This is a genomic window from Sphingomonas alpina, from assembly GCF_014490665.1.
Lineage (GTDB): Bacteria > Pseudomonadota > Alphaproteobacteria > Sphingomonadales > Sphingomonadaceae > Sphingomonas > Sphingomonas alpina.
In genome coordinates this window covers 4,928,736-4,954,670 of record NZ_CP061038.1, presented here as the reverse complement: position 1 = coordinate 4,954,670, position 25,935 = coordinate 4,928,736, and the positions used below count along the sequence as shown (strand labels likewise).

Annotated in this window: 21 protein-coding genes and 1 tRNA gene; 6 read left to right on the top strand and 16 right to left on the bottom strand. The window is 64.1% G+C overall.

The window, feature by feature from the left end; genetic code table 11:
- Window positions 1-107 precede the first annotated feature (107 nt).
- On the top strand, window positions 108-1,625 hold the full coding sequence (locus tag H3Z74_RS23335; protein WP_187761840.1) for an SDR family oxidoreductase: 1,518 nt from the start codon (window positions 108-110) through the stop codon (window positions 1,623-1,625).
- A 161-nt stretch (window positions 1,626-1,786) separates the two neighbouring features.
- On the opposite strand, the gene H3Z74_RS23330 is transcribed toward H3Z74_RS23335, so the two are convergent.
- The 4 genes from H3Z74_RS23330 to H3Z74_RS23315 all read right to left on the bottom strand — a co-directional run bounded on the left by H3Z74_RS23330 (window position 1,787) and on the right by H3Z74_RS23315 (window position 8,674).
- Window positions 1,787-3,109, bottom strand: a complete 1,323-nt coding sequence (locus H3Z74_RS23330; protein ID WP_187761839.1) for a metal-dependent hydrolase family protein — start codon at window positions 3,107-3,109, stop codon at window positions 1,787-1,789.
- Window positions 3,110-3,135: 26 nt separating this feature from the next.
- Complete coding sequence (locus H3Z74_RS23325; protein ID WP_187761838.1) at window positions 3,136-5,427, bottom strand: TonB-dependent receptor; 2,292 nt, start codon at window positions 5,425-5,427, stop codon at window positions 3,136-3,138.
- Between the two features lie 257 nt (window positions 5,428-5,684).
- Complete coding sequence (locus H3Z74_RS23320) at window positions 5,685-6,197, bottom strand: Lrp/AsnC family transcriptional regulator (protein WP_187761837.1); 513 nt, start codon at window positions 6,195-6,197, stop codon at window positions 5,685-5,687.
- Between the two features lie 257 nt (window positions 6,198-6,454).
- Entirely contained in the window at window positions 6,455-8,674 is a 2,220-nt protein-coding gene (locus H3Z74_RS23315; RefSeq protein ID WP_187761836.1) for a TonB-dependent receptor, read from the bottom strand.
- Window positions 8,675-8,989: 315 nt separating this feature from the next.
- Here H3Z74_RS23315 and H3Z74_RS23310 point away from each other — a divergent pair, with 315 nt between their 5' ends.
- Together H3Z74_RS23310 and H3Z74_RS23305 are read left to right on the top strand one after the other, a co-directional pair.
- The gene (locus H3Z74_RS23310; RefSeq protein WP_187761835.1) at window positions 8,990-9,754 is read left to right on the top strand and encodes an enoyl-CoA hydratase/isomerase family protein; all 765 of its coding nucleotides are present in this window, start codon (window positions 8,990-8,992) and stop codon (window positions 9,752-9,754) included.
- A gap of 4 nt (window positions 9,755-9,758) precedes the next feature.
- On the top strand, window positions 9,759-11,384 hold the full coding sequence (locus H3Z74_RS23305) for an AMP-binding protein (protein ID WP_229726764.1): 1,626 nt from the start codon (window positions 9,759-9,761) through the stop codon (window positions 11,382-11,384).
- Between the two features lie 7 nt (window positions 11,385-11,391).
- On the opposite strand, the gene H3Z74_RS23300 is transcribed toward H3Z74_RS23305, so the two are convergent.
- The 7 genes from H3Z74_RS23300 to H3Z74_RS23270 all read right to left on the bottom strand — a co-directional run bounded on the left by H3Z74_RS23300 (window position 11,392) and on the right by H3Z74_RS23270 (window position 17,341).
- A complete protein-coding gene (locus tag H3Z74_RS23300; protein WP_187761834.1) occupies window positions 11,392-11,955 on the bottom strand; it encodes an SDR family oxidoreductase in 564 nt (187 codons plus the stop codon).
- A 2-nt stretch (window positions 11,956-11,957) separates the two neighbouring features.
- Window positions 11,958-12,683, bottom strand: coding sequence for an SDR family NAD(P)-dependent oxidoreductase (locus H3Z74_RS23295; RefSeq protein WP_187761833.1), 726 nt, complete (start codon window positions 12,681-12,683; stop codon window positions 11,958-11,960).
- A complete protein-coding gene (locus H3Z74_RS23290) occupies window positions 12,680-13,183 on the bottom strand; it encodes a nuclear transport factor 2 family protein (protein WP_229726763.1) in 504 nt (167 codons plus the stop codon). Before H3Z74_RS23290 ends, H3Z74_RS23295 begins: the two co-directional genes overlap by 4 nt.
- 11 nt (window positions 13,184-13,194) lie before the next feature.
- Window positions 13,195-14,310 carry an acyl-CoA dehydrogenase family protein gene (locus tag H3Z74_RS23285; protein ID WP_187761832.1) on the bottom strand — a complete coding sequence of 372 codons (1,116 nt, stop codon included), beginning with the start codon at window positions 14,308-14,310 and terminating at the stop codon, window positions 13,195-13,197.
- Window positions 14,311-14,324: 14 nt separating this feature from the next.
- On the bottom strand, window positions 14,325-15,503 hold the full coding sequence (locus H3Z74_RS23280; RefSeq protein ID WP_187761831.1) for an acyl-CoA dehydrogenase family protein: 1,179 nt from the start codon (window positions 15,501-15,503) through the stop codon (window positions 14,325-14,327).
- 78 nt (window positions 15,504-15,581) lie between these two features.
- On the bottom strand, window positions 15,582-16,466 hold the full coding sequence (locus tag H3Z74_RS23275) for an SMP-30/gluconolactonase/LRE family protein (RefSeq protein WP_187761830.1): 885 nt from the start codon (window positions 16,464-16,466) through the stop codon (window positions 15,582-15,584).
- Window positions 16,466-17,341, bottom strand: a complete 876-nt coding sequence (locus H3Z74_RS23270) for an amidohydrolase family protein (protein WP_187761829.1) — start codon at window positions 17,339-17,341, stop codon at window positions 16,466-16,468. Before H3Z74_RS23270 ends, H3Z74_RS23275 begins: the two co-directional genes overlap by 1 nt.
- Window positions 17,342-17,535: 194 nt before the next feature.
- Here H3Z74_RS23270 and H3Z74_RS23265 point away from each other — a divergent pair, with 194 nt between their 5' ends.
- Together H3Z74_RS23265 and H3Z74_RS23260 are read left to right on the top strand one after the other, a co-directional pair.
- Window positions 17,536-18,942 (top strand): spinster family MFS transporter, encoded by a 1,407-nt coding sequence (locus H3Z74_RS23265; protein WP_187761828.1) that lies wholly within the window; start codon window positions 17,536-17,538, stop codon window positions 18,940-18,942.
- A gap of 21 nt (window positions 18,943-18,963) precedes the next feature.
- Window positions 18,964-20,604, top strand: a complete 1,641-nt coding sequence (locus H3Z74_RS23260; protein WP_187761827.1) for a long-chain fatty acid--CoA ligase — start codon at window positions 18,964-18,966, stop codon at window positions 20,602-20,604.
- Between the two features lie 158 nt (window positions 20,605-20,762).
- Here H3Z74_RS23260 and H3Z74_RS23255 read toward each other — a convergent pair whose 3' ends face one another.
- From H3Z74_RS23255 to H3Z74_RS23245, 4 genes are all read right to left on the bottom strand, one after another.
- A complete protein-coding gene (locus tag H3Z74_RS23255) occupies window positions 20,763-22,418 on the bottom strand; it encodes a flavin-containing monooxygenase (RefSeq protein ID WP_187761826.1) in 1,656 nt (551 codons plus the stop codon).
- A 142-nt stretch (window positions 22,419-22,560) separates the two neighbouring features.
- Window positions 22,561-22,920, bottom strand: coding sequence for an IclR family transcriptional regulator (locus H3Z74_RS24565; protein WP_229726762.1), 360 nt, complete (start codon window positions 22,918-22,920; stop codon window positions 22,561-22,563).
- A complete protein-coding gene (locus tag H3Z74_RS24560; protein WP_229726761.1) occupies window positions 22,920-23,354 on the bottom strand; it encodes a helix-turn-helix domain-containing protein in 435 nt (144 codons plus the stop codon). Before H3Z74_RS24560 ends, H3Z74_RS24565 begins: the two co-directional genes overlap by 1 nt.
- Before the next feature lie 475 nt (window positions 23,355-23,829).
- Window positions 23,830-23,920 (bottom strand) — tRNA-Ser (locus H3Z74_RS23245).
- 101 nt (window positions 23,921-24,021) lie between these two features.
- On the opposite strand from H3Z74_RS23245, the gene H3Z74_RS23240 reads away from it, so the two are divergent.
- Entirely contained in the window at window positions 24,022-24,888 is an 867-nt protein-coding gene (locus tag H3Z74_RS23240; RefSeq protein ID WP_187761825.1) for a peptidylprolyl isomerase, read from the top strand.
- Between the two features lie 435 nt (window positions 24,889-25,323).
- Here the strand turns inward: H3Z74_RS23240 and H3Z74_RS23235 are convergent, their stop codons facing one another.
- Window positions 25,324-25,929, bottom strand: a complete 606-nt coding sequence (locus H3Z74_RS23235) for an ABC-type transport auxiliary lipoprotein family protein (protein WP_187761824.1) — start codon at window positions 25,927-25,929, stop codon at window positions 25,324-25,326.
- Window positions 25,930-25,935: the final 6 nt, after the last annotated feature.

Sequence of the window (25,935 nt, the reverse complement as noted above, 5' to 3'; positions counted from 1 at the left end):
CTAGGACAGCAGGTTTTGCTCACAGGCGGGCGGCGCAGTTGTCTGGCGGTACTGCGTAGAACAGGAGAGTTTGATGTCCATCCCCCCCCGCTCCCACATCCCGCATCGTGATCATTACCGGCGCCGGCGCCGGGATCGGCCTGGCCACCGCGCGTGCCTTTGCCGCCGCCGGCGACACGGTGGTACTGACCGACCTCGACATATCCGCCGTCGAGGCGCACGCGGCCGCATTGGGCGACCGCCATGTCGGGCTGGCGATGGACGTCTCGGACGAAGCGATGGTGATCGCCACCATTGCGGCCGTCGCAATGCGGTTCGGGCGGATCGACGTGCTGGTCAACAATGCCGGGATCGTCGACCCGAATGCGAGCAAGGTGCTCGACAAGCCGATCGGCGAGGTGCGGCGGTTGATCGGGGTGAATGTGGATGGTTGCTATGTTGCCGCGCGCGAGGCGGGGAAGGTCATGATCCAGCAAGCGTCGGGATCGATCGTCAACCTCTCATCAGGGGCGGCACTGTCGGCGCTGCCGGGGCGCACGCCGTACAGCATGACCAAGGCGGCGATCCTCGGACTGACGAATGCGCTGGCATGTGAGTGGGCGACAAGCGGCGTTCGCGTGAACGCAGTGCTGCCCGGTTATGTGCGTACCGAAATCCTCGCCTCGCTGGAACGCGCGGGCAAATTTGACCCGAGCGTGGCCGGCGCCGCAGTGCCGCTCGGACGGATGGCCGAGCCTGAGGAGATCGCCGCCGCGATCCTGCATGTCGCCGGCGCACGCCATATGACCGGCGCGGCGTTCCTCGCAGATGGTGGCGTCGCGGCCTATGGCGGGCGGGAGGCGGCGTCGAGCGCGCCGGTGAGCGGCTGCGTACCCAAAGGCACGGTGTTGGTCACCGGCGGCGCGTCGGGTATCGGCGCGGCGGTCGCCGATCACTTCGTGCGGTTAGGCGCGAAGGTGGTGGCGGCGGACGGTGACCGGCATGCCGTTGCCGCGCTGCCCGACGATCGTATCGGCATCGTGCTCGACCTGACCGACGAGGACGCGGTGGAGGCGGCGGTGGCGCGGATTGCCGCGACGATCGGCCCCGTCGCGGTGCTCGTCAATGCAGCGAGCGTCGACGACGCGGCCAGGCCGACGATCGACCGGAGCCTTGCCGATTTTCGGCGTATATTCGATGCCGGGCTGACGGCCGCGATGATCGCCGCGCGCGCGGCGGCGCGGGCAATGGCCGCGACCGGGCATGGTGGCGCGATCGTCAACCTGCCCTCAGGCAGAGCAGCCAGTGGGATGCCGCGAGGCCCCGCCAATTCGGCGGCCGGTGCAGCCGTGAGCATGCTGACGAAAAGCCTGGCCTGTGAGTGGGCGGAACATAATATCCGCGTCAACGCCGTGGTGTCCGGCCATCTCGAGGTGCTGGAAGCAGCGGAGCTGGAGCCGGCAGACCAGCGCGATCTGCACCAGCCCCGCAGTCACGTGCCGATATGGCGTCCTAGCGATCCGGCGGATATCGCCGATGCGGTGGCCTTCCTGGCCTCCGACGCGGCAAGCTATGTCACGGGCATGAGCTATCCCGTCGATGGAGGTTATAGCGCGTCCACACGGCGATTTCGTACGGACAGCTGATATAGGATTCGGCCCGTTGCCTTCGTCCGGCCATGCGGATCTGGGGCTGGATAGAAAGTCTGCTCGCGCGGCGCCGGAGAGTGCAGGGAGATGGTTCCCATTGTCCCGGCACTTTGTCCCCTTCGCGTCTCCGCAGCTCAGCGCGAACCACTCTCTTCCACTTATTGCCCGGCCTGCTTGACGATCTGCCCGCCCTTCATGACAAACGCCACGCGTTGCAATTCGGTGATGTCGGTCAGCGGATTGCCGCTGGTGGCGATGATGTCGGCATAGCGGCCGGGCTGGATGGTGCCGATATCATCGGCATCGCCGATCAGGTCGGCGGCGGCCGATGTCGCCATCAGGATCGCGTCGATCGCCGGGATGCCGGCCTTGACCAGCAGCTCGAACTCGCGGCCATTCTGGCCATGCGGATAGACGCCGGCATCCGTCCCGAACGCCATTTTGACGCCGGCCTTATAAGCGTTGAACGCGTTCTGGCTCATCACCGGGCCAACCGCCAGCGCCTTGGCCGCGACCGAAGGCTTGAGGATTTCGGGATGCATCTTGGCATATTGCACCACTGTGTCGCCGGCGATCAGCGTCGGCACCAGATAGGTGCCGTTGGTCTTCATGATCTTGTAGCTGACATCATTGGCGAATGATCCATGCTCGATCGAATCGACGCCGATCTGCGATGCATGGTCGACCGCGACTGCGCCATGCGCATGCGCCGCGACCTTCATGTGCAGCGTGTGCGCCGTCTCGACCACCGCCTTGATCTCGGCATCGGTCATCAGCTGCGCATGCGGATCGTCGCCAACGCTGGCGACGCCGCCCGACGGCACGATCTTGATCAAATCGACCCCGGCACGGTGATGCGCGCGCACTGCCTTGATCGCCTCTTCCGGCCCGTCGATGATGCCGTCGGTCCATTCCGGCTTGGACAAGGCCTCGTCAAAGCCGGTGCTGAAATCGGCATGGCCGCCGGTCGGCCCCAATATGCTGCCCGCAACCCACATGCGCGGGCCGGTGACATTGCCCGCCGCAACCGCCTTTTTGAGCGCGACGATCGCCGGCGTATAACCGCCGACATCGCGGACCGAGGTGAAGCCGGCGAACAGGGTCTTGCGCGCATAGCCGATCCCGTCAAGCAACTCGTCATAGGCGGTGCGCGTCACCTGGTTGAGCATCGGCGAGCCCGAACCCAGCTGCAGCAGCAGATGGACATGGGCGTCGATCAGCCCGGGCAGGACGGTGCTTTTCGACAAGTCGATCACGTCGGCGCCGGCCTGCTCGGTAAAGCCGGGGGTGACCGATACGATACGATCGTCATGGATCAGGATCGAAACATTGCTGCGCGTGGTGCGCGACACGCCATCGATCAGCTGCCCGGCATGGATGATCACATCCTTGGCCAGCGCCGCCGGCGCCGCGAGCAGGCTGATCGCCAGCCCGGCCGACAGCGCGATCATCGCCGATCCGCGCTTGATGCTGTTGGTCATACTGGCGTTCCTCTTTCCCGTCATGGTCAGAAATGCTTCGTCAGGTCGATGCCGATGGTGCGCGGCGTGATACTGATCGCCCGCACCTTGTCGAGCCCGCCAAAGGCATTGGCGCTCAGCTTGGCGACGATCGCCGCGCTGTTGGTCAGATTGTTGGCGAACAGCGCCACGCTCCAGTCATCATCCGTACCGCTGATCCCGGCGCGCAGCCCGATCGTGGTATAAGCGGGCAGCTCGCGCTGGAACGCGCTGGTGTGGCGGAATTCGGTCCAGGACGATCCACTATAATAGACGTCCGATCGCAACAGGCCCTTTATATTGGGGTTCAGCGCCCAGCTATATTGCACGCTGCCCTGCACAGTGACCTTGGGCACATAGGGGACCGGATCGCCCTTCAGGCCCGGCGCGACCAATGTCTGATTGGCCTGGTTCTCCAACAGATGGGCATCGATATAGGAGCCCGATGCCTGGAGCTGGAGCCCGGTCAGCGGCACCAGTGTCGCCTCGACTTCCGCGCCCCGCACCCGCGCCTTGCCGGCATTGGCGATGAACGCGAAATTGGTCCCCGGCAGAGTGCCCGACGTCTGCATATTCTGCCAGTCGATCTGGAAGACATCCGCATTGAAGGTCAGCATCCGGTCGAAGAACATGCTCTTCAGCCCTAGCTCGTAATTCCACAAATGGTCGGAGGCATAGGTTTGCAGGCTGGCGGGCAGACCGACCGTCTGGTTGACGCCGCCCGGCCGCTGGCCGCTCGATGCGGTGGCATAGACCATCACCCGGTCGGCGAGCTTGTAACTGGCATTGGCCTTGTAGAGCCAGCCATTCTCGCTGCTCGACTGGTCGGTCGCCGGGCCGGCGACAAAGCCGACGATCGGGTCGGGCACGGTCACCGCGCCGGTGACACGACGGCTGTAATGGAAATAACGGATGCCGCCGGTTACCGACAGGCGATCGGTGATGTCATAGGTCGCCTCGCCGAACCCGGCGGTCTGTTTCAGCTGATCGGTGATCACGCGCTGGCCGAGCAGGGTGCTCGTCGTGATCGGCAAAATCTCGCCATTGCCCGGATTGACCCGCACGATGTTGCTCTGGAAATCGCCGTCGCGGTTCGAATAATAAAAGCCGGCCGTCCATTGCAGCGGGCCATGGCCGCTTGATGAAATGCGCGCTTCGGCGCTGTCTGTCTTGGTGATCTGCGGCGAGTTGGCGACGGACGGCGCCTGAGAATTGAATGCGATATAATTGGGCGACCCGACCGGGTAGAGCGCGCCAAACGTCCTGAAGAAGGACGAGAAATCATAGCTATAGTTGAAATTGCGATAGGCGTGCGATCCGATCGCGGTCAGCGTCACCGGGCCGAGATCCCAGTTGATCGTGCCGCTGTACAGCCGCGTCTTGTCTGATAGCGGCTCCAGCGCCTCATAGGTCGTCTTATAGGCGCCGGCCGCAAGGTAATAATCGTTGAGCGACCCGCGCTGATCCTGAATCACCGCGAGCGCGTCGATCGTCAGCCCCTCGATCGGCTCGGCGCGCAGCATCAGCCGCCCGCCCTTGCTGACCTGGCCATTGATATCCTTCTGGCCCAGCGTGATATTGTCGATATAGCCGGGCGAATCCTGATAGAAACCGACCGCGCGGATTGCCAGCTTGCCATCGATCAGCGGCACATTGAGCATCGCCTGATTCTGGAAACCGACGCCGCCATGCGCGACATCGGACATTTGGCCCGCCACGGTGGCGGAGATGGTTTCCAGGTCCGGCTTGTTGAAGATCATCCGCACCGTGCCGGCCATCGATGATGAACCATAAAGCGTACCCTGCGGGCCGCGCAGCACTTCAACCCGCTCGACATCGAACAGGCGGATCGTCGGGGTCGTGCCGCCGGCATCGGCATTGACACCAGCCGATCCGATCACCGGCGTTTCGTCATAATAAAGGCCGACCGTTGCTTCGCCCGCGGCGCGGATGTTGCGGATGGTCAGGCGTGATCCGGAAAAGCCGCTTTCGCGCACCACCAGCCCCGGGCTGACACGGGCGAGCGAGGTGGAATCGGTAATGCCCATCGTGCCGAGCGTCTGACCGGTGACCGCGGTGATCGCGAGCGGCGTATTCTGGATGCTGGTCGACCGCTTCAGCGCGGTGACGACAATATCGCCGCCCTGCTCCGTTTCGGCCGGGCGGGTGCTGGGGCTGACGGCCGTGTCGTCGGTCGTGGTTTGGGCGTGTGCGGTCCCGGCCAGGCCGGTGATTGCCGTAGCGAGCAACAGCAGCTTCGGGCCGGCGTGGAAACGGGGGTGGCGCGGTTCGGTAGGCATGGTCAATAACCCCAGCTGGCGTTGCGCCCGGCGCGGACCTTTCCGCGATCCGCCCCAGGCCATGTGCCTGTTTCAGGAGTTCCCCGCCGCGCGATTTCAGTGCCAGCATCTTCCGCTTCGATATGCGACAAAGCCATGGCAAGGTCGAAAATGACCCGCCAAATCATATTGGTGATTTGGCAATTTATAGTGGCTTTGCTCTACCGTCGGCGATGAAGCTGATTAATAGGCATCGATTCACCCGCGAATCGTAGCTGTTATTCGCCTTCCTCAGGCACGCAAGGCTCAGGGACATGAAGTGGGCGCAGATTGCCCGTCTCCAGCGGCGTGATCGCTTTCAGCGCGAAGCTCGATTGGATATGCGCGACGCCCGGTATGCGGGTCAGCTCGGCCAGCAGGTCGCGATAATGTTCAAGGTCGCGCACCGCAGCATGGATCAGATAGTCGGACACGCCGGTGACCAGAAAGGCGGAAACGATTTCGGCCTGCGCGCCGATCTTCGCTTCGAACGCGCGCAGCACATCGTCGATCTGGCGCTCCATCGTCACTGTGATGAACACCGTCATCGCCCCGACCAGCCGGTCACGATCGAGCCGCGCGCTATAGCCCCTGATGATGCCGCTCTCCTCCAGCCGGCGGACGCGGCGCAGCGTAGGAGTCAACGACAGGCCGATCCGATCCGAAAGATCGCGCCAGCTGATCCGGCCATCCTCGTTCAGCGCGTTGAGAATTCTGACATCATGATCATCGATATCCGCCGCCTTGGTCATAGCGCGCTCCATCCTCTCGTCCTGGGCGGTCGAGCTATCAGTGGCGCAACCGCTTAACGAGATTTCCGGTTTGCACGAGCGGTTTAACAGGGATGTGATTCAGCGGGGTGTTCTGAGAGGGCGATAATAGAGATCCGCCGAAATCCCGGAGGTCAAGAAAAAGGCGCCGATCCGAAGATCGGCGCGCGAGGCGCTGGGAGAGGCTTGTGACGGCTCCGGAGCGGGGGGAACGGCAATCCGTCGCTCAGGCGCGACCATCAGAATTTATACTGAAACTCCGCGCCCACGACGCGGCCCTTGTTAAGCGCCGAAAAGGTACCGCCCGGGATGAACGGCAGCGGGCCAGAAATACCGTAAGTCACTTTGTTCAGCAGGTTGGTACCGAATACCGAGAATTTATATCGCCCCTTGCTGTACGACAGGTTGCCGTCGACCATTGTCGCGGCAGGCAGGATGCCGTTGTTCAGTTCGTTATAATAAGCGAGACTGCGATAATTGGCACCGGCGCGCGCATCTACCGTCCCTGTACCGACGGGGAGGGAATAAGCGATCGAGCCCCCATAGGTCCACTTCGACAACCGCGGCAGCACGAGCGCGTAGTCCTTCGCGTTGATCACCTGATCGTTGTTCAGATCGGCGAAGATCTTGTCGTAATTGCCGTCCGTATAGCCAAGCTGTCCGGTGATCGTCAGCCCCCGGACCGGCATGAAGACGACTTCCGCATCCACGCCCTTGATTGTCACGTTGGCGGCGTTTGCGACCACCTGCAATGCACCGACGCCGGCGACAGGCGTAACGATCTCGCGCTGCACATTGTCGATCTTGTTGTAGAAGCCGGCGAGGTTGATGCGTGCGATGCGGCCGAATTCCTGCTTCAGCCCGATTTCAAACGAATTCTGCGTTTCCTGGTCGAACGGCCCCGGCGGAACCGCGGTGTTGATGCTGCGCAGATTATAGCCGCCGCTGCGGAATCCCTTGGCCCAGAAGGCGTAAAGCTGCGTGTTGCCTGTCGGCTTATACTGCACGCCGAGACGCGGCGTGAAGCCGTTCCAGTCCTTCTTGCTGAAGAAGGTATAGTTGCACGTCCGCGCATCGAAGTCGCAACCGCCGGCGACAATGTTCGCGATGCGGACTTTCTTGTCCTCCATCGAATATCGTCCGCCGATGTTCAGCGTGATCTGGCCGTTCACATGCACATCGAACGAGGCGAAGGCGCCATAGCTATGCTGGTTCTGCACGCCGCCGCCGGCGATGGTCAGCGTGCCGCCGGCCAGCAGGCGCTTCTCGAGATAATTGATCTCCTGCCCGAAATAATACAGTCCGGTGGTCACGTCGATCGCCCCGAACGTGCCGGCATAGCGGAGTTCGTTGCTGAACTGGTTTTGCTCGGTTCGTGTATAGAAATGATAATTGGTCACCGGCTGGGAATCGATATCGGTGATCAAATCACCCTGAAAATTGCGGTAACCCGCGATGTTGGTGATTTTGCCATCGCCGAAGCCGACGTCGAAGTTCGTCTCCAGGCTCGCCATGTTCCAGTTGTTGCGTGACAATCCTTCTTCGTTGACTGAAATCTTGAAGGTGTCGCGGCCGAACAGGCCGAAATTGGTCGGTCGCGCGCCGTCACCGAACTGATGGCCATGTTCGAAGCGAGCGATGACCTCCACCGTCTCGGTCGGCGTGAAGCGCAACGCCGGACGGATGATGATCGTCTCTCCCTTACCGAAATTATGGTTATTGTTGTACAGGTTGGTGAACCAGCCATTGTCCTTGTCGTAATAGACGGCGAGCTTCGCCTGGAGCCTGTCCTTGACGAGCGGCCCACTTATCACACCGCTGATGTTCTTCTCGAGACCGGTCGACAATGCCGCCTTGAAATCGACGTGCAGCTCATTGCTGGGCACGGTCGAGCGGATCACCACGGCACCCCCTGTCACGTTGCGGCCGAACAACAGGCCCTGCGGGCCGCGCAGCACTTCCACGCCGGCGAGATCGAACGTGTCGAGTACGACGCCGCCGCCGATGCCGAGATAGATGCCGTCGATGAACGTGCCGACGGTGGGGTCGATCGACGGGATCGAGCTGTTGATGCCGAGGCCACGAATCGAGAAATTGGCATAGCCGGGGCTGGTGCCCAGTTCGGTCAACTGCACGTTGGGAATGTCGTAGCTTAGACCGGCGATGCTGCGGACATGCTGGTCATCCAGTTGGTCACTGCCGAATGCGGTGACGGCGAACGGCACATCCTGCACGTTCTGCGCCTGGCCGCGTTTGGTGGCCGTGACGACGATATCAGCGAGGCCGCCTGGTTCGTTCGCAGGAATTTCCGAAGATTGCTGCTCCGGTGTGTCCGCAGCCGCGGGCGGGCTGGCGGGTGTGGTCGTTCCGGGCACGGTCTGCGCTGCCACGGCCTGCGGCAAACAGATCAGCGCAGCGCTGCCAAGCAATAATATGGTCTTCAGGCCACTGACGTGCATCAAAATCCCTCCCCTATGTATCTGTCGCACGACGTTGCATGCTTGCTGTTCTTGGCTATCGGGCGCTGCCTGCCGAGACGTCCGTGGGACGTGGCGCAGTGCTGTTCGGCCCCGCTTTGTCGTCGCCGATGCAATCTTTACTCAATCGGGAGACCGGTCGGGGATTGGAAAATCACAACCGAGATTAGGCACAAACATCAATGCTGCGCAGCAAATCGCGTATGGGATTCTCCGCTCTGGCTCGATCCTCCCCGCTGGTCCGACGCCCGTTTCGTTAGAAAGCACGCACAAGGAATCAAACAGGAGAGTAGCGCCGTGAGCTTGATCAAGCTGGAAGTCGCTGATTACGTTGCCGTCGTCACCTTGAATAATCCGCCCGTCAACGCGCAGCCGATGGAGCTCATCCAAGAACTGATCGCGATCTTCGACACGTTCAACGATCGCGACGACGTGCGCTGCGTCGTGCTGACCGGCGCAGGCAAATGCTTTTCGGCCGGTGCGGAACTGAAGAACCGCATGGACCTGTCGGCACCGGGCGCGCGCTGGGCGCGCAACCGATGGGTACGCGAAGTAGGCTATTGCATTGCCGACAATTCGAAGCCGACGATCGCCGCGGTGAACGGCCCGGCACTGGGTGCGGGCCTCGGCCTGGTATCGGCGTGCGACATCATCGTCGCATCGGAGCGCGCCGTGTTCGGCCTGCCCGAAGTCGATGTCGGGCTGATGGGCGGCGGCAAGCATGCGGCCCGGATCCTCCCGCATTCGCTGGCCAGGCGCATGATGCTGACCGGCTACCGCGCACCGGCGGCGGAGTTGTACCGCCGCGGGGTGATTGAGGCGTGCTTGCCGCATGATGAACTGATGCCGTTCGTCATGGAGATGGCGGCCAACATCGCCTCCAAGAGCCCGCTCGCCACGCGCCTGGCCAAGGATAGCATGCGCACGATCGAGAACATGACGCTGCGCGACGGCTACATCTATGAGCAGGGTAACACGGCAAAGCTGGCGCAATCGGAGGATGCCAAGGAAGCGGTGGCGGCGTTCGTCGAAAAGCGCAAACCTGTCTTCCAGGGACGCTGAGGCAGTGACCGGAGGCGACGCGGCGCCGTGCCGGACGGCAATGGACTGGAACTTCGGCGACCTGCTGGATGCGACCGCCGCCAACGTCCCGGGGGACCGGCCAGCGCTGATCCACGGCGCGCGCGTAATAAGCTGGGCCGAGTTCGACGCGCGCACCAACCGCGTCGCGCGCGCGATGCTCGCAGCCGGACTGCCGACCGGAGCCCGCATCGCGATCATGGCACGGAACATCCCCGAATTCATCGAGATCGCATGCGCGGCGTTCAAAGCACGGCTGTGTCACGTCAACATCAACTATCGCTACACTACCGCCGAGATCGAGTATGTGCTGGCCGACTGCCAAGCGCAGGCGCTGTTCTACCAAAGTGAGTTCGCGGCGCTGGTCGCGCCATTGTTCGAAGGCTTGCACGATCTGAGACTCGGCGTGCCGATCGACCAGGATGGCGCGTATGAAGCGATGGCGCGCGAGGGCGACGGCAGGCCGCTAAACATCGTACGATCGCCCGAAGATGGCTACCTGCTCTATACCGGTGGCACGACGGGGAAACCCAAGGGTGTGATGTGGCGATCAGGCGATGCGCGCACTTCGCAGCTGGAAGCACCGACGATCAAGACGGTGGTGCGCGATATGGCGGATCACGTCGCGATGGTCGCCGGCGCCGCCGCGCCGGGCCGCGTCATTCCCGCTTGCCCGCTGATGCATGGTGCGGGCCTCAACAGCTCGATGGCGGAACTGGTCGGCGGCGGCACGGCGATCCTGCTGCCCAACATACGCTTCGACGCAGAGGAATTGTGGGACGAGGCGGCGCGAACGCGTGCGACGCGCATCCTGATCGTCGGCGACGTGTTCGCGCGGCCGATGGCGCAAGCGCTGCAGAAGTTTCCTGGCCGATGGGACCTCGCGGCGATGCGCGTCATTTCCTCCGCCGGATTGATGTGGAGCCACGAGGTCAAGCAAATCCTGGTGGCGGCGCTGCCGCAGGTAACGTTGGTCGACATCCTGGGAGCGTCGGAGGCATCGGGCTTCGGCTATGCCATCACAACGGCGACGAACGAGACACCCACCGGATATTTCGAGCCGGGCCAGCACACCGTCCTGATCGAGGCGGAGACGGACCGCGTGCTGGAGGCCGACCAGCCGGGCGAGGGCTGGCTGGCGCGGCGGCCGCCGTTCGCGCTCGGCTATCATGGCGATCCGGCGAAGACCGCCGCGACCTATCGCCGGATCGGTGATGAAACGTTCGCGATCCCCGGCGACATGGCGGTGCGCGAGGCGGACGGGCGGCTGCGGCTGATCGGGCGCGGCAACATGGTGATCAACACCGGCGGCGAGAAGGTGTTCGCCGAGGAGGTCGAGGAAGCAATGAAGCGCGTGCCCGGCATTGAGGACGCCATCATCGTCGGCGTGCCGGACCCGGTGTGGGGCAAGAAGGTGATCGGCCTCGCGCGCACTTCCGATGGTTATGACGAGCGCGCCGCGCATACCGCGATGCTGCAGGACCTTGCGGCATACAAACTCCCCAAGCAGATCATCATACTCGACGACCTGCCGCGGCATGCAAGCGGCAAGAGCGACTATCGCCGCGCGCTGGAGATCGCGCTTGAGGAACTGGGGCTGGCAGCCGCCTGATAGTCGGTCAGCGGCGCCGCGCCTGACGAAACTTCAGGTTGTTGCCGCCGTCGACCAGAACCGTCTCGCCAGTGATCGACGGGGCGTCGAACAACGCGGCCGCCTGAATCGCCGCATCCGCGATCACCGGTTCGTCTGAGGCCGTCGTGCCGAGCGGCAGCGCGACCAGATTGGCGCGCACGCCGTGGCGGCCATATTCCATCGCTACACTGCGCACGATGCCGACCAGTGCGGCGCTGGCGGCCGCCTGCCCCGTGGCGTGCCAGCGGCCGAGATGCGCGTCGGTGCCGATAACGACGATGCTGGCGGCGGGGGCGAGGTGCTCTAACGCAGTCTGCAGCGCGGCCACGCGACCGAGCGTCGCGTCAATCAACTGAGCGGCGAAGGCGCTATCGGCCAGATCGAGAAACGGCGTCTCCACCGCGCTGTCAGTGCCGTCGATCAGGACGGCATCGACGCCGTGCTCCGCCGCGACGTAAGCGCCACCCGCGATCAACCTGGCGGCGATCGCCGCGACGGCTTCGGCGGGTCCGACGGTCAGCAGGCGGTGCGGTGCGGTCATTGGCGCCATGCTCAATACAATCCGACGCCGATGGTCTTGCCGCCATCGACCAGCAGCACCTGGCCGGTCATCGACCGGCCGGCGGGTGAAGCGAGATAGGCGACTGCGCCAGCGATCACCACGGGATTGAGCGGGCCGCCGCCCGGCTCCATTTCGGTCAGTTTCTCACGCAGGACGGGCGAGAAATTCTCGATCATCCGCGTCTCGACCATGCCGGGCGCGACCGCGTTGACGGCGATGCCGCGCCAGCGCAGCTCGACTGCCATCGCGCGGGTCATGCCGACCACTGCCGCCTTGGACGCGACATAATGCGCGCCGCCGATCCCACCGAGATAGCCGCGCGAGGCGATGTTGACGATCGTACCGCTTTCCATGCGCCGTGCAGCTTCCTGCGCAACGATGAAGCTGCCCATCACATTGATGCGCAACGCGCGGGCGAAATGCCCGGAGGTCAGCTCGGCGAAGGGCAGCATGTCGGCAGGAATCGCCGCATTGTTGACGACCACGTCGAACGGCCCTCGTTGCTCTATCAGCGCCGCCACCGCCGCACGGTCGATCACGTCGAGCGTCTCCCCGGTGATGCGAAGGTCGGGCTCCGCCTCGGCGACGGCGGACGCGTCGATGTCGGCGGCGGTCACCTGCCAGCCCGCGGCCGCCAAGGTGACTGCAATCGCCCGGCCGATGCCGCGCGCGCCGCCGGTGACAAGCGCGCGCTTGTCCGTCGCCGGCCCGGTCACCCGAACAGCGCGTAGACGGGGTCGTCGGGATAACGCCCTCCGACCGGCTTGCGCGCGCCGAAGCGTTCCGCCTCGCTGCCCGGGGGCAGCGGCATCTGCTCGACCCAGTCGTAGATCACGACGCGGTTCAGGATCCGCCACTCCTCCCCGCGCTTCTCAAACCAGTCGATGTAGCGGCCCTTCAAGTCCCATTGTTGCAACCCGTCCGGGCCTGGCTGGCGCTGGAAGGCGGAGAAATAGGTCTCGACCGCCGCGCCGCCGTCGCGCAACTCGATCAGCATGTTGTGCAGTTGGTGGATGCCGCGATCGATTTTCGGCAGCACGTTCATCGCCCAGTCGCAAAATCCTTCAGCACTGCCCTTGTACGGGCCGTGATCATCGGTGCCATCGGGCCAGTAGGCGGAGCGCAGCGCGGCTTCGTCCACACGGTCGATGCCGCGGCAATAGCGCAGCAGGCAATCGTGGATTGCAGCGCGGTCGATCAGGTCTTGCAGGGTCACAAGAGCTCTCCTCAGGCGGGGATCGCGGCGAAGCGCGCGCGGTGGTGCTCGGCGGGGCCGAAGGCGAGGTTGAGCATCATCTGGCGGCGCAGGTGATGGCTGACGATCAGTTCTTCGCTGATGCCAACGCCGCCGTGCAGTTGCACCGCCTGCTGCCCGACATAGATACCGCTTTCGGACACGCGCACCTTGCCTGCCGCCACCGCTCGGCCGCGCTCTGCCGCGTCCCGCTGCAGGTTGAGCGTCGCGTGATAGGCCATCGACCGCGCTTCCTCGCCTGCGATGATCATGTCGACCATGCGGTGCTGCAACACCTGGAAGCTTCCGATCGCCACACCGAACTGCTGGCGCGTGCGGATATAATCGAGCGTCGCATCTGACGCCGCCTCCATCGATCCGACCGCCTCGGCCAACTGCGCGGCGATCGCGCGATCTACCGCTGCTTCGATGACCGGCAGCGCACTTTCGGCATCGTCGACCAGCAGGCCAGCGACATTCTCCAGCGTCAGCCTGGCGTGGCGATGGCCATCGATCGCGCGGAACGTCTCGACCGTCAGACCGTCCGCTGCGCGGGGGAGCAGGAACAAGCCGATGCCATCGCGTTCATCAGTGCCGCCCGCAGTGCGCGCCGAGACGAGGAACCAGTCCGCGTCGGCACCGTCCTCGACATGGGCCTTCGCGCCCCACAACCGCCAGCCTTCCGGTCCCTGTTCGGCACGCGTAGCGACACGGTGGAGATCATAGCCGCCATCAGCCTCGATCAATCCCGCCGCTGCCAGAGCCTCGCCGGCGGCGAGGCGCGCCAGCAGTTCGGCGCCCGCTTCGCTGCCGGCAAGCAGCGCAGGCACGAGGACGCAGCAACTGACATAGGGCACCGTAATCAGGTGGCGGCCGATCCCTTCCATCACCGCCATCACCTCGGCCGGGCCGCCGCCCAGCCCGCCATCGGCTTCGGCGATCGGCAGCATCAACCAGCCCAGGTCTGCCATCTCGGCCCAGCGCCGCTTGGCAGCCTCCGGCGCGGCAGCCAGGATCTTCAGGCGATCGGACGCCGCCCAGTTCTCCGCGCCGTAGCGATCGACGCTGTCTCGCAGCATCTGCTGCTCGTCGGAATAGCTGAAATCCATCGGAGCGCCCCTCCTTACAGGCCTAGCGCGCGGCGCGCGATGATATTGTGCTGGATCTCGCTCGACCCGCCATAGATCGAAGTGACGCGTGCATAGAGCGCGCCCTGCATCGCATACGGCATGTCGGCACCCGCGCCGGTGTCGCCAAGGGCGGCGAAATGCGCCGCCTCCGGCCCGAGCGCCTCTACCCACAAGGCGGTGCCGGCTTGCGTCAGCTGCGACCAGCGCAGCTTGACCATCGAGCCGCGCGGGCCGGAATCCGCGCCCCGTGCCGCATCGTCCATCAGTCGCAGGACCATGGTCTGCAGCGCGATCACTTCGATCTCATATTGTGCGAGTTTGGCCGCAAAGCCCGGCGTCTCTATCAGCGGCATGTTGCCGATACGCCGCCTGGTCGCCGCGTCGCGGATGCCCCGTACCGTCTGGGTCAGAAAGATGGCAGTGGCAGCGCTGACCATGCGCTCGCGGTCGAGCAGCACCTTGCCATAGCTCCAGCCCCTGCCCTCTTCGCCCAGCAGATTTCCGACCGGAACGCGCACATCGTCGAAGAACAGTTCGTTGGTATGATATTTCTCGTCCATCGTCGGGATCTTCTGCACGCGCAGGCCCGGCGTGTTCATGTCGACCAGGATCAGCGAGATGCCCTGCTGGCGCTTGGCCTCCTGCGAGGTGCGGGCAAGCACAAAGACGTGGCTCGCGACATGCGCATAGCTGGTCCACATCTTCTGCCCGTTGATGACATAATGGTCACCGTCGCGATCGGCGCGGGTGCGCAGCGCCGCGAGATCGGAACCAGCGCCAGGCTCCGAATAGCCCTGGCACCACCAATCCTCCAGCGTCAGGATACGCGGCAGATAGCGCGCCTTCTGTTCCAGCGTGCCATAGGTGAAGATGATCGGTCCGATCAGCTCCAGCCCTTGATGGAACTGCGCGGGAGCATCGGCGCGTGCCGCCTCGCTCCAGAAGATATATTGCTGCGTCGGCGTCCAGCCGGTGCCACCATATTCCTTGGGCCAGGTCGGCGCCCCCCAGCCGCGATCGTTGAGGCGCCGCTGATAGTAGATCAGGTCCTCGGGCTCGAGCCGGAGCCCGCTTCGCACTCTGATACGCCAGGCGTCGGGGATGCCCTCGGCAAAAAATTCCCGCACCTCGCTCTGAAAGGCGAGATCGGCGGCGTCGAAATCCAGGTTCATGGTTCTTTTCGATCCTCTCGGGCGAGACGGTGCGATGCCGTTCCCGGCCGGGCAATGCCGGGCGCGACGCGCGCCGGACTATTCGCGGATGTGATTGTCCCGGTAGCGGCCTTCCCGCAGCCCGCGCGCATCCAACCCGGTAATGGCGACGATCCGCCCGGCATCGGGATGGTCGCTCTTCAGGCGCTGGCCGGAGTCCGCGATAGTGGTGACGTACAGCGTGGCGAGTCCCGGCCCGCCGAATGCGGGACAGGCAGGGTACGGGATCGGCAGGTCGATGCTGCGCAGCAACGTGCCGTCGGGCGCGATGCAGGCGATCCGCTGCGCGAGCACGAGCGCAACCCAGAGATTGCCGTCGGCATCCACCGTGGCACCGTCCGGACCCGAGCCGTACGGTCGGCAATCGACCAGATCGCGACGCGGCCCGATCGCACCCGTTGCGGAGTCGTACGGGTGAGCGCGGATCACGCCGTCCAGGCTGTCCGCGAAATAGAGCGTATCGCCATCGGGCGAGAAGCAGATCGCGTTGGTCAGCTTCAGCCCGCCGGCCAGGTCGCGTACGCTCCCTGCATCCAGTTGCCACAGCAAGGCGTCACTCAACTCGGTGCCGGTGCCGTGTACTTGCATCTGGCCGCTCAGAAAACGACCGGCGCGATCGGCCTTTCCGTCGTTGAGACGCAGCGTTCTGTCTTCGGGCAGCAGTGCGATGGCGCTCGCGCCGCCGGTATCGCCATCGATGCGATAAAAGCCGTCCGCCAGCGCTGCGACCAGCCCGCCATCGGCCAATCCGATACTGCCGACCGGCCGATCCTGCGGCAGCGTCGCGCGCAGCATACCGTCGGCGGAGGCGGCATGAATCAGCCCGGCGAGCGAATCCACCCACCATAGACAGTGGCGTGCATCATCCCATACCGGGCTTTCGCCCAGTCTGTTGCGATGCTCCCCAAAGAAGGCGATCTCCATCAACTCTCCCCCGCAATGCGATAGATGCGCGCGGCGGTGTCGTGCCACAGCGCTTGGCGGTCGGTGTCGGGCAAGTCCTGGATGGCAGAGTCGAAACGCGCGACGATCGTCGGGTAATCCGCCATCACCAGATCGACCGGCGCGTTGCTGCCGATCATCAGCCGATCGCTGCCAAACAGGTCGAGCAGGCGCAGGATCATCGGCCGGATCGTGTCCGCCGACCAGTCGCGCCGCACCAGCCCCGGTCCCGAGAGTTTCACCGCGACATTGCGACAGGCAGCGAGCCGCGCCATGCCATCGGCCCATGCGGGATTGCCATCGGCAAGTGCGAAATGCTCGATCACGATCGGGGTGCCGGGGAAGTCCTGCGCCAGCGCCGCAGCTTCCGCCAACTGCTCCGGCCAGAGCATGATATCGGCCACGCCGCCCGCCGCGTCGAGCGCGATATAGCCATGCCGCCAGCCGGCGTCGGCGAACGACGTACGTGCCGGACGCTCCAGCGCGGGATCGCCCGGCCATTCGGTGGTGATGCGGATACCCCGCCAATTGGCGAAAGCGGCATCGGCCGAGATCCGGGCCCCGGCATCCGCCGCCGCAAGATCGATCCGGGTCAGGAAAGCCTGAGGGAAGCCATGCGCATCGGCAACCGTTTGCATCGCCCGCGCTTCGCCATCGGGCGGTGTGAAGCCGGCCTCGACATGCACGGAAGCGATCACGCCAGCGGCACGCGCATCCGCCATGAACGCCTCGACATCATAGTGCCCGCGCAACTCGGCGCTGTTGCCCCAGAAACGCGCGACTGGCGCGGCGAACAGCATCGGATGATGCCCGCTGTCCACCTCCCACAGATGATGATGCGCGTCGATGCGCCGCATGCGCCGCCTCTCCCGTCGTTTATCGGCGCGAAGAGTGGCGCGGCGAACGCGCAATATCCCGCACCCGGCGGAGCGGCCGCGACAATTTACATAGGTGATAATCGGCAGGTGGCGGACACGGCGATCAACTTGCGTCGTCGCGCCCCTATCATCGCCATGACGCCCCGACGGCAGATCGGCGGCAGGAGAGCGACGTGACGGATCAGACGACAGCCCGGTTTCCGCAGACACCCCCGGACGACGTCGTCGTGTCGGATCTGAACTCCAGCGATCCGCCCCCCTCCCCGATCCTGGGCGCCGCGTCACGCGACGATGACAGCCCAAAGGTCTTCCCGCTCGGTGTCATGTTGCTGATGATGCTGATCTACACACTCAATTTCTTCGACCGGCAAATCCTGACCATCCTGGTCGAGCCGATCAAGGCGGACCTCGACCTGTCCGACAGCCAGATCGGCGCGATCAGCGGCCTCGCCTTCGCGCTACTCTATACTGCCGCGGGCCTGCCATTGGCGCGCTTCGCCGACAAGACCAACCGCGTGCACATGATTTCCGGCGCGCTTGCGGTGTGGAGTATCTTCACCATCGCCTGCGGCTTCACGCGCAGCTTCGGCCAGATGCTGCTGACGCGCATCGGGGTCGGTGTGGGCGAGGCAGGCTGCACCCCGGCCGCACACAGCCTGATCACCGACTATGTGCCCCGCCATCGCCGTGCGCTGGCGCTGGCCATGTACCAGATGGGGGTGCCGTTGGGATCGCTCACCGGCCTGGTCGTCGGGGGCATCCTCGCCTCCACCCTCGGCTGGCGCTGGGCGTTCTTCATCGCCGGCGCGCCGGGACTGCTGCTGGCGGTGATCGTGCCGTTCGTGATGAAGGAGCCGCGGCGCCAGGCCAGCGCCGCCGCCGCGGTGCACATTCCGCTGCGCGCCGGGCTGGCGGTGCTATGGCGCAAGCGATCGTTCGCGTACATCTGCGTGGCGTCCGGCTTCTCCGCCTTCGGCTTTTATGGGCTCAGTGCGTTTTCTGGGTCGCTGTATATCCGTACGCATCCCGAACAATTGGGTACCCTGGCGAGCAGCCTCGGCATGGCGCCGACTGCCTTGCTCGGCGTCCTGCTCGGGCTGATGGTCGGCATCTGCGGCGGGCTTGGCACCTTTCTGGGCGGCTTCCTCTCCGATCGGTTTGCGCGCTCCAGCATCGCCAATTACGTGCTGTTCTGCGCCGTCGCGATCACTGCCGCCGCTCCGTTGTTCACGCTGGTGGCACTGGCCAGCGACATGCGCGTTTCGCTCGGCCTGTTTGGCGCAGCGCTGTTCTGCCAGACGATGAGCTATGGTCCCGTCTATGCCGCGATCCAGACCGTCGCCGAACCGCGCATGCGCGGCATGGCGGTGGCGATCCAGATCCTGTTCGTGAACCTGATCGGTCTGGCGCTCGGGCCGTTGTTCGTCGGCGTCATGAGCGACCTGTTCACCAGCTGGTTCGGCGCGATCCAGGGTCTGCGCTTCGCCATTTCGCTGGTCGGCGCGCCGATGTTGCTGAGTGGCCTGATGTTCATTCACGCGACCCGCCTCGTCCACCGCGAGGATGCGGCGGCGGCCTGACCCCAAGATCCGGAGAAAGACATGATCGGACTGATGCAACAACAGCAGCTAACCACTGGTGCACTGATCGACCATGCCGCGCGCAATCATGGCCGCACGGAAATCGTCTCGCGCCGCGCGGACGGGGCGCTGGAGCGGTCAGACTGGGGCACGGTCTCGCGGCGAGCGCGACAGGTGGCGGCGATGCTCGCGGCACTCGGAGCGCAGCCCGGCGACCGCGTCGCCACGCTCGCGTGGAACCGGTTGCCGCACCTCGAACTCTATTATGGTGTCACCGCGGCCGGCATGGTGCTGCACACCGTAAACCCCCGCCTGTTCGCCGAGCAGATCCGCTACATCGTCGATCATGGCGGCGCGCGCATCCTGTGCGTCGATCCAGATCTCCTGCCGATCGTGGAACCAGCGGTCACCGACCTGGCCGGGATCGAGCAGATCATCGTCTTGTGCGCCGGCGATGAGATGCCGGAGAGCGCCCTGCCCGGCCTGCTCGCCTATCACGACCTCGTCGCCGCTACCGCGCCGATCGCGGCCTGGCCGGCGCTTGACGAGAACACCGCCTCCAGCCTGTGTTACACCAGCGGCACCACCGGCAACCCGAAAGGCGTGCTCTACAGCCATCGCTCGACCGTGCTGCACGCGTTCGCGGCGTGCGCGGCGGATTCGATGGCGCTGTCGGCGCGCGACACGGTGCTGCTCGCGCCGCCGTTGTTCCACGTCAACGCCTGGGGGCTGCCCTTCACCTCGGCGATGTGTGGCGCGAAGCTGGTGATGCCGGGATCGGCGCTGGATGGTGCGTCGATCTACCAGTTGCTTCGCGATGAAGGCGTCACCTTCTCGCTCGGCGTGCCCACCTTGTGGTTCATCGTGCTCGACTATATCCAACGGCAGGTGAGCGAGGCGGACCGTGCTGCGCTGAAACTCAACCGCGTGTTCATGGGTGGCGCCGCGACGCCCCGCGCGCTGATCGAGCTGTTCCGCGACCTGCTCGGCGTCACCGCCAACCAGGCCTGGGGGATGACGGAAACCAGTCCTGTATCCACCGTGTGCCAGCCGCTCGCGCACCAGGCGGGGCTGACCGGCGATGCGCTGACCGATATATTGGCGTGCCAGGGACGCGCGGTTTTCGGTATCGAACTGCGCGTCGAGAATGAGGATGGCAACGCCTTGCCGCATGACGGTGCGGGCTCCGGGCTGCTCAAAGTGCGCGGGCCATGGGTGCTCAACGCCTATTTCGGATCGGAACCCGGATCGGCAGTCGATGCCGATGGCTGGCTCGACACCGGCGATGTCGCGCGGATCGACGCGGACGGCTTCCTCCACCTTACCGACCGCGCGAAGGACGTGATCAAGTCGGGCGGCGAGTGGATCAGCTCGATCGACCTGGAAAACGCCGCCACCGCACATCCCGCGGTGGCCGAGGCGGCGGTGATCGGAGTGCCGCATCCGCGCTGGCAGGAACGGCCCTTGCTCCTCCTGCGCCTGCATCCCGGCGAACGTATCGAGAAGCCGGCAATGCTCGATCATCTGACCCGCCATGTCGCGAGATGGTGGCTGCCCGACGACGTGCTGGTCGTCGATGACCTGCCGCACACCGCGACGGGCAAGTTGCTGAAGACCGAATTGCGCGCCCGTTACCGCGAGCATCTCGGGGGTGTAGGGTGACGATCGGTCGACAGGCGAGCGGCCCACGCGGTAGAGCGCAACATTGCGCGATAGGTTGCAGGTGGGCACGCAGGTGGCGGTACAGCTACCCTTCGGCGTGCGTTCCTCGCCGACCAAGGCGACGAGGTCGACCGCCGCATGCCGCTGCGCGACGGAGTTCAGGCATCCGCCAGCGCCCCGGCAGATTCGAACACCAACTCGGCATAGCCGCTATCGACCGCCGCCTGACAATATTCGTCATATTTCGAGAACCCCCCCGCGAACATCGTCAGCCCGCGTGTCTTGCCCTCGACGTTCGCCCCGACATACCAGGTGTTCGCCTTTGAAAGCAGCGTCTTCTCGGCGAGCATGCGGACGATTTCCATCCAGCGTTCCTCGCTCTCTCGGGTCGGCTCCGCTATCGCCATGCCGGTCGCCTCCATGTGATCCATCAGCGAGCAGATCCAGTCGACATTCTGTTCGTTGATCGAGATGATGTTGGCAAGCGCCGCCGGGCCGTTGGCGCCGCAGACCATGAACAGATTGGGAAAGCCGGCCAGCATCAAGCCGAGATAGGATATGGCGCCATCCTGCCACTTCTCACGCAGGTCCAGCCCATCGCGCCCACGCACTTCAAAGGCCATCAGCGCGCCGGTCAGCCCATCATAACCGGTCGCGAGGATCAGCGCGTCGAGCGGCACCTCGCCGCTCTGTAATTTCACACCGGCCTTTGTAATCTCCACGATCGGATTCGTGAACAGATCGATCAGATGCACGTTCGGCTTGTTGAACTGCTCGTAATAGTCGGTGTCGAGACACGGACGGCGCGCGAAGATCGGGTAGCCGCGCGGTTTCAGCGCCTCGGCGATCTTCGGGTCTTCCACCACCTCGCCGATCTTGCCGCGGACGAACTCCGCGACCTGGTCGTTTGCGTCCGGATTGCTCATCAGGTCTGAGAAGGTACCGAGAAAAGCGTGGCCACCCGCCTTCCAGGCATCCTCCATCAACTGCAGACGCTGCGCACGCGGCAGGCTGAAGAACGGACGGGTCGATGAGGGGCGCACGCCGCCCAGCAGGCTGGCGCGCGCTGCCGCGCGCAGGCCGGTATAATGGTCTTTGATCTCGCTCACATGTTCCGGATCGAGCTTGTCGTTACGCATCGGCATGGTGAAGCTCGGCGTGCGCTGGAAGACGTAGAATTCACCCACCGCCTTGCCGACCTCAGTGACGATCTGGATCCCGGTCGACCCAGTGCCGATCAGGCCAACGCGACGGCCGGAGAAATCGACCTGCTCATGCGGCCATTTCTGCGCGCGAAAGATATCGCCCTCGAACCGGTCGAGGCCCGCAATCTCTGGATCCTTGGGGATCGACAAGGGCCCTGTCGCCATGATGCAATAGGTCGCCTCATAAGTGTCGCCCTGATCGGTCTTCACCGTCCACAAGCGGCGAACATCGTCCCACACCGCGCTGGTGACGCGCGTGGCGAAGGTGAAATCCTTGCGCAGGTCGAGCTTGTCGGCGACGAAATTGGCGTAGGCGAGAATTTCAGGCTGCGCTGCGAACTGCTCGCTCCACGTCCATTCCTGCTGAATCTCGTCCGAGAATGAATAGCTGTAATCGACGCACATCAGATCGCAGCGCGCGCCGGGATATCGGTTCCAGTACCATACGCCGCCGACATCGCCGCCGGCCTCGATGCCGATGACGCGCATACCGCGCTCGCGAAGACGATAGGTCATGTACATACCGCCAAAACCGGCGCCGACCACCACGGCATCCAGCGTCACAATGCTACCGGCGGCCCGCCGCTGCAGTTCTTCAGTATCGCCCATCTTGAAAACCTCTCCACATTCGAGCGTGTGGAGCGACAATGCGGCGGATACCGGCGGAGCGGCTATCAAACCGCCGGCCCCCTGCGAAAATCACATATGCGGATCATGCGCCTTGGACGAAACCGCGATGGCGCCGATCCTGTCAGTCGTTCTCGACGCTCTCGGCGCTCGTCACTGCCGCCGGCGTCGCATGCGTGCGTTCGTTGAACGTGGCGATCATCTCGCGCATGATCGCCAGTATGTCGGACTTGTTGCGCGAGATGCGATCCGCCAGCCCGCCGACGCCGATCGCCAGCGGGATGCCGTGCAGGTCGGCATCCAGCGCGATCGAGATCGACGACACGTCGGGCGTGGGCCAGTTGGGAAAGTAACAATAGCCGACCTGCCGGATCCAGCTGACGTCCTTCATGATCTCCGCATAACTGACGCGGTCGTCCTTCATCTCGTAATGATTGGTGTAGCGGCACAATTTGTCGATCGCCCGATCGGTCATCCGGGCCATCATCGCACGCCCGCCGCTCGAATCGACCAGCAGCCGCATCGTGCCGTCGGGGGTACGTTCTTGAATTCGTGATCCGGGCCACGCAGGAACAGATACTGGACGAACAGATCGTTCTGCGTCGACAAGCCGACGGTCTCGTCGGTGCGGCGCTGCATCTCGTTGACCAGATCGCGAAAGCCGCCCTCGGCCTGGATATAGCCTGCCACCCAATTGCCCAGCTGGTTGAGCCGCATGGTCGGCAGGTACGTACGCTTGACGCGATTATAGTTGAGATAGCCGAGCAGGACCATGCTCTTGAGCAGGTTGGTCGTGCTCGATTGCGGATAGCCGAGCTCCGAATAGATTTCATGGAGCGCCATCGGGCGGCGGCGTTCGGCAAAAAGCTCCAGCACCTCGAATGTCCGCATTGCCGATTTCACGGCACGTCGCTGCATCGTCTTCTCCGTGGCGCCGCATGATCGTTACCGGCGCTGCGTCGGCACTACCACCGATGTTTGGCTAAATCGACTTGAGCGTTGGCGCGACGGGATGAGATCGATCTGAACGCCTGTCGCTGGATCGCTCGGGCTCGAATCAGCAAAAGTGCAAGTGCACGTGACCAATCTTTCGCTCAGCCGTTCAAAGCGGCCCAACAAGTTCGGCAACCTGACGGACAAGTCGGGTCATCTGAATCCGGAGAAGCCATCTACCGAACCTTTGCCGTTCATTTCGAGAAGGAGACCGCCCCCATCAGGATAGCGGCCGGCTTCGGTCAGGGATTTGTTGTGAGCGCCGTGAGCTTTCCCATGGAGCCATATTTGTGTGTGCGGAGTGTGGAACTGGGTGAATTCGGTTGAACTGAAAACACCTAATTTCTTGAGGGTCTATGGCAATTCATGAGAGTTTGGGGAGACCCAAATAAGGGGCAAGTGGCGGAGCGGGAGGGATTCGAACCCTCGATACGCTTTTGGCGTATACTCACTTTCCAGGCGAGCGCCTTCGACCACTCGGCCACCGCTCCGCATTTCCCGGACAGGAAGGCGCTGCCCTAGGGCCTGATGCGAGCCGGTGCAAGCGGCGAGCGATTGCGTCGGCGTATCGGCTCGTGCCACACTCTCGGCCATGCTGATCCCGCTGCTTTCTTTGCTCGCCCTTGCCCAGGCAACACCGCCCGCCTCCAGCCCGGCGCCGCTGCCGTCGGATGTCGCCGCGCAGGACTGGCGACCGATCCCCGATGACGAGCTGCTGGTGATGACCCTCACCGGCAACCGGATCGTGGTGATCCGCCTCGCCGCACGCTTTGCGCCCCAGCATGTCGCCAATGTCCGCACGCTGGCCAAAGCGGGCTGGTGGGACGCGTCGAGCGTATACCGCGTGCAGGAGAACTGGGTCGCGCAATGGGGCGATGCGACCGAAAAGAAGAAGCTCGCCCCGGGTGTGGTCGAGACCCCGGCTGCGGAATATGAGATTGGCGCCTTCACCGTCGCCCAACGGCTGAGCAAGCCGGATTCGCATTCGACCGCATCGGGCTTCAGCGCTGATGGCTGGCCGATCGCGACCGACGGCAAGGCGGCCTGGCTGACGCATTGCTACGGCATGGTTGGGGTGGCCCGCGGGCCAGCCCCCGATACCGGCAGCGGATCCGAACTGTTCACCCCGATCGGTCAGTCGGCGCGGCGGCTCGACCGCAATTATACCGTGGTCGGCCGGATCATCGAGGGCATGAAATATCTCTCGGCGCTGCCGCGCAGCGATGCAGCGATGGGTGTCTATGCGACTGAAGCCGAGCGCTCGGGCATCGTCTCTATCCGGCTGGCCAGCGACATGCCCGCTACCGAACGGCCGAAGTTCGAGTACCGGTCGACCGATAACGCGCGCTTCGCTGCCTATATCAAGCTGCGCGAGAACCCTGCGCCGCCGACGATCGGATCGGGCGGCGTCGAACTGTGCGAAGTGCCGCTGGCGACGCGGAGCGTGCCGGCGAAATAATATCGCAAGGCCCGCGGCGTCGGTGATTCGTGTCCTTCAGCCGATGTTGTTCCCTGCTGTTATTCGCGCAGATTTTTTCGCCGCTGTTAAGTTGGATTTCCTGCGAGTTTTTCTGCCTTATTTTGAATTACTTATGCCAAACCAATGCTGTTATTCAATAACAGCATGAAAACAGCAGATAACAGCAAGGAAGCAGCGCTGTTTTCCGCCGGAACAGCACGGAAAAACATCCAACATTTCTTCAACCATGAGAAAGAGCCGGGCAGGAACGCCAGATAGCGCTCCTCCCGCTCCACCCAGCCCTGTCCGCTGCGAACCTTGAATCGGCAACGCCCGCGCAACGCCGACCGCGAGCAGCGATTTGCGGGGTAGTGGGCCCCCGTACAGGCCCGAGTGACGATGTCTTGCGGGTAAGACCCCGGACGGAGAGCCGGCCTAGCGCCCGACCCAGTCGGCGACTTCGCCGGCGACCTGATTCGCAGCCTGGTTGAGGCCGATGCCGACCGCCCCCGCTTCAACCGCGGCGACGGCAACACGCACTTCGAAGCGGCGCTTCTCGACCACGCTCGCCGATCCGCGGGTCAGCGACGCATCATAGGTCACCACCGCTTCCTTGGTCGTCGCATCAACGCCGAAGCTGCGCAATTCGCCCGACAGGCGCGCGCCGGGATCGGCAAAGGATTGCGCGCTGCTCAGCACCACGCGCCCGGTCTTTGCGCCGACCGTGTCGGACAGCAATCGCGCGAACAGACGGGCCGGCTGTTCGACCCATTGCGCCTTGGCGACATAAGCGATCGCTGTATCGCTCGCCTGCACCGGCACACGAGTGGTTGCCAATGCCTGCGACACCACCGGCACCTGAATGGTGATCGTCGCGCTCTTCGACGAATCCTGCACCTGCCCGACCGGCAAGACCGAGGCCGAGCTGATCGTCAGCAGCACGGGCGGCGGCTTGGCGCTGAAGCTGATACAGGCAGACAGCGGCAACAACGCGGCAGTCACCAGCAGTTTGGGAGCCGACATTTTCGGGAACATGCTCATCGGGCG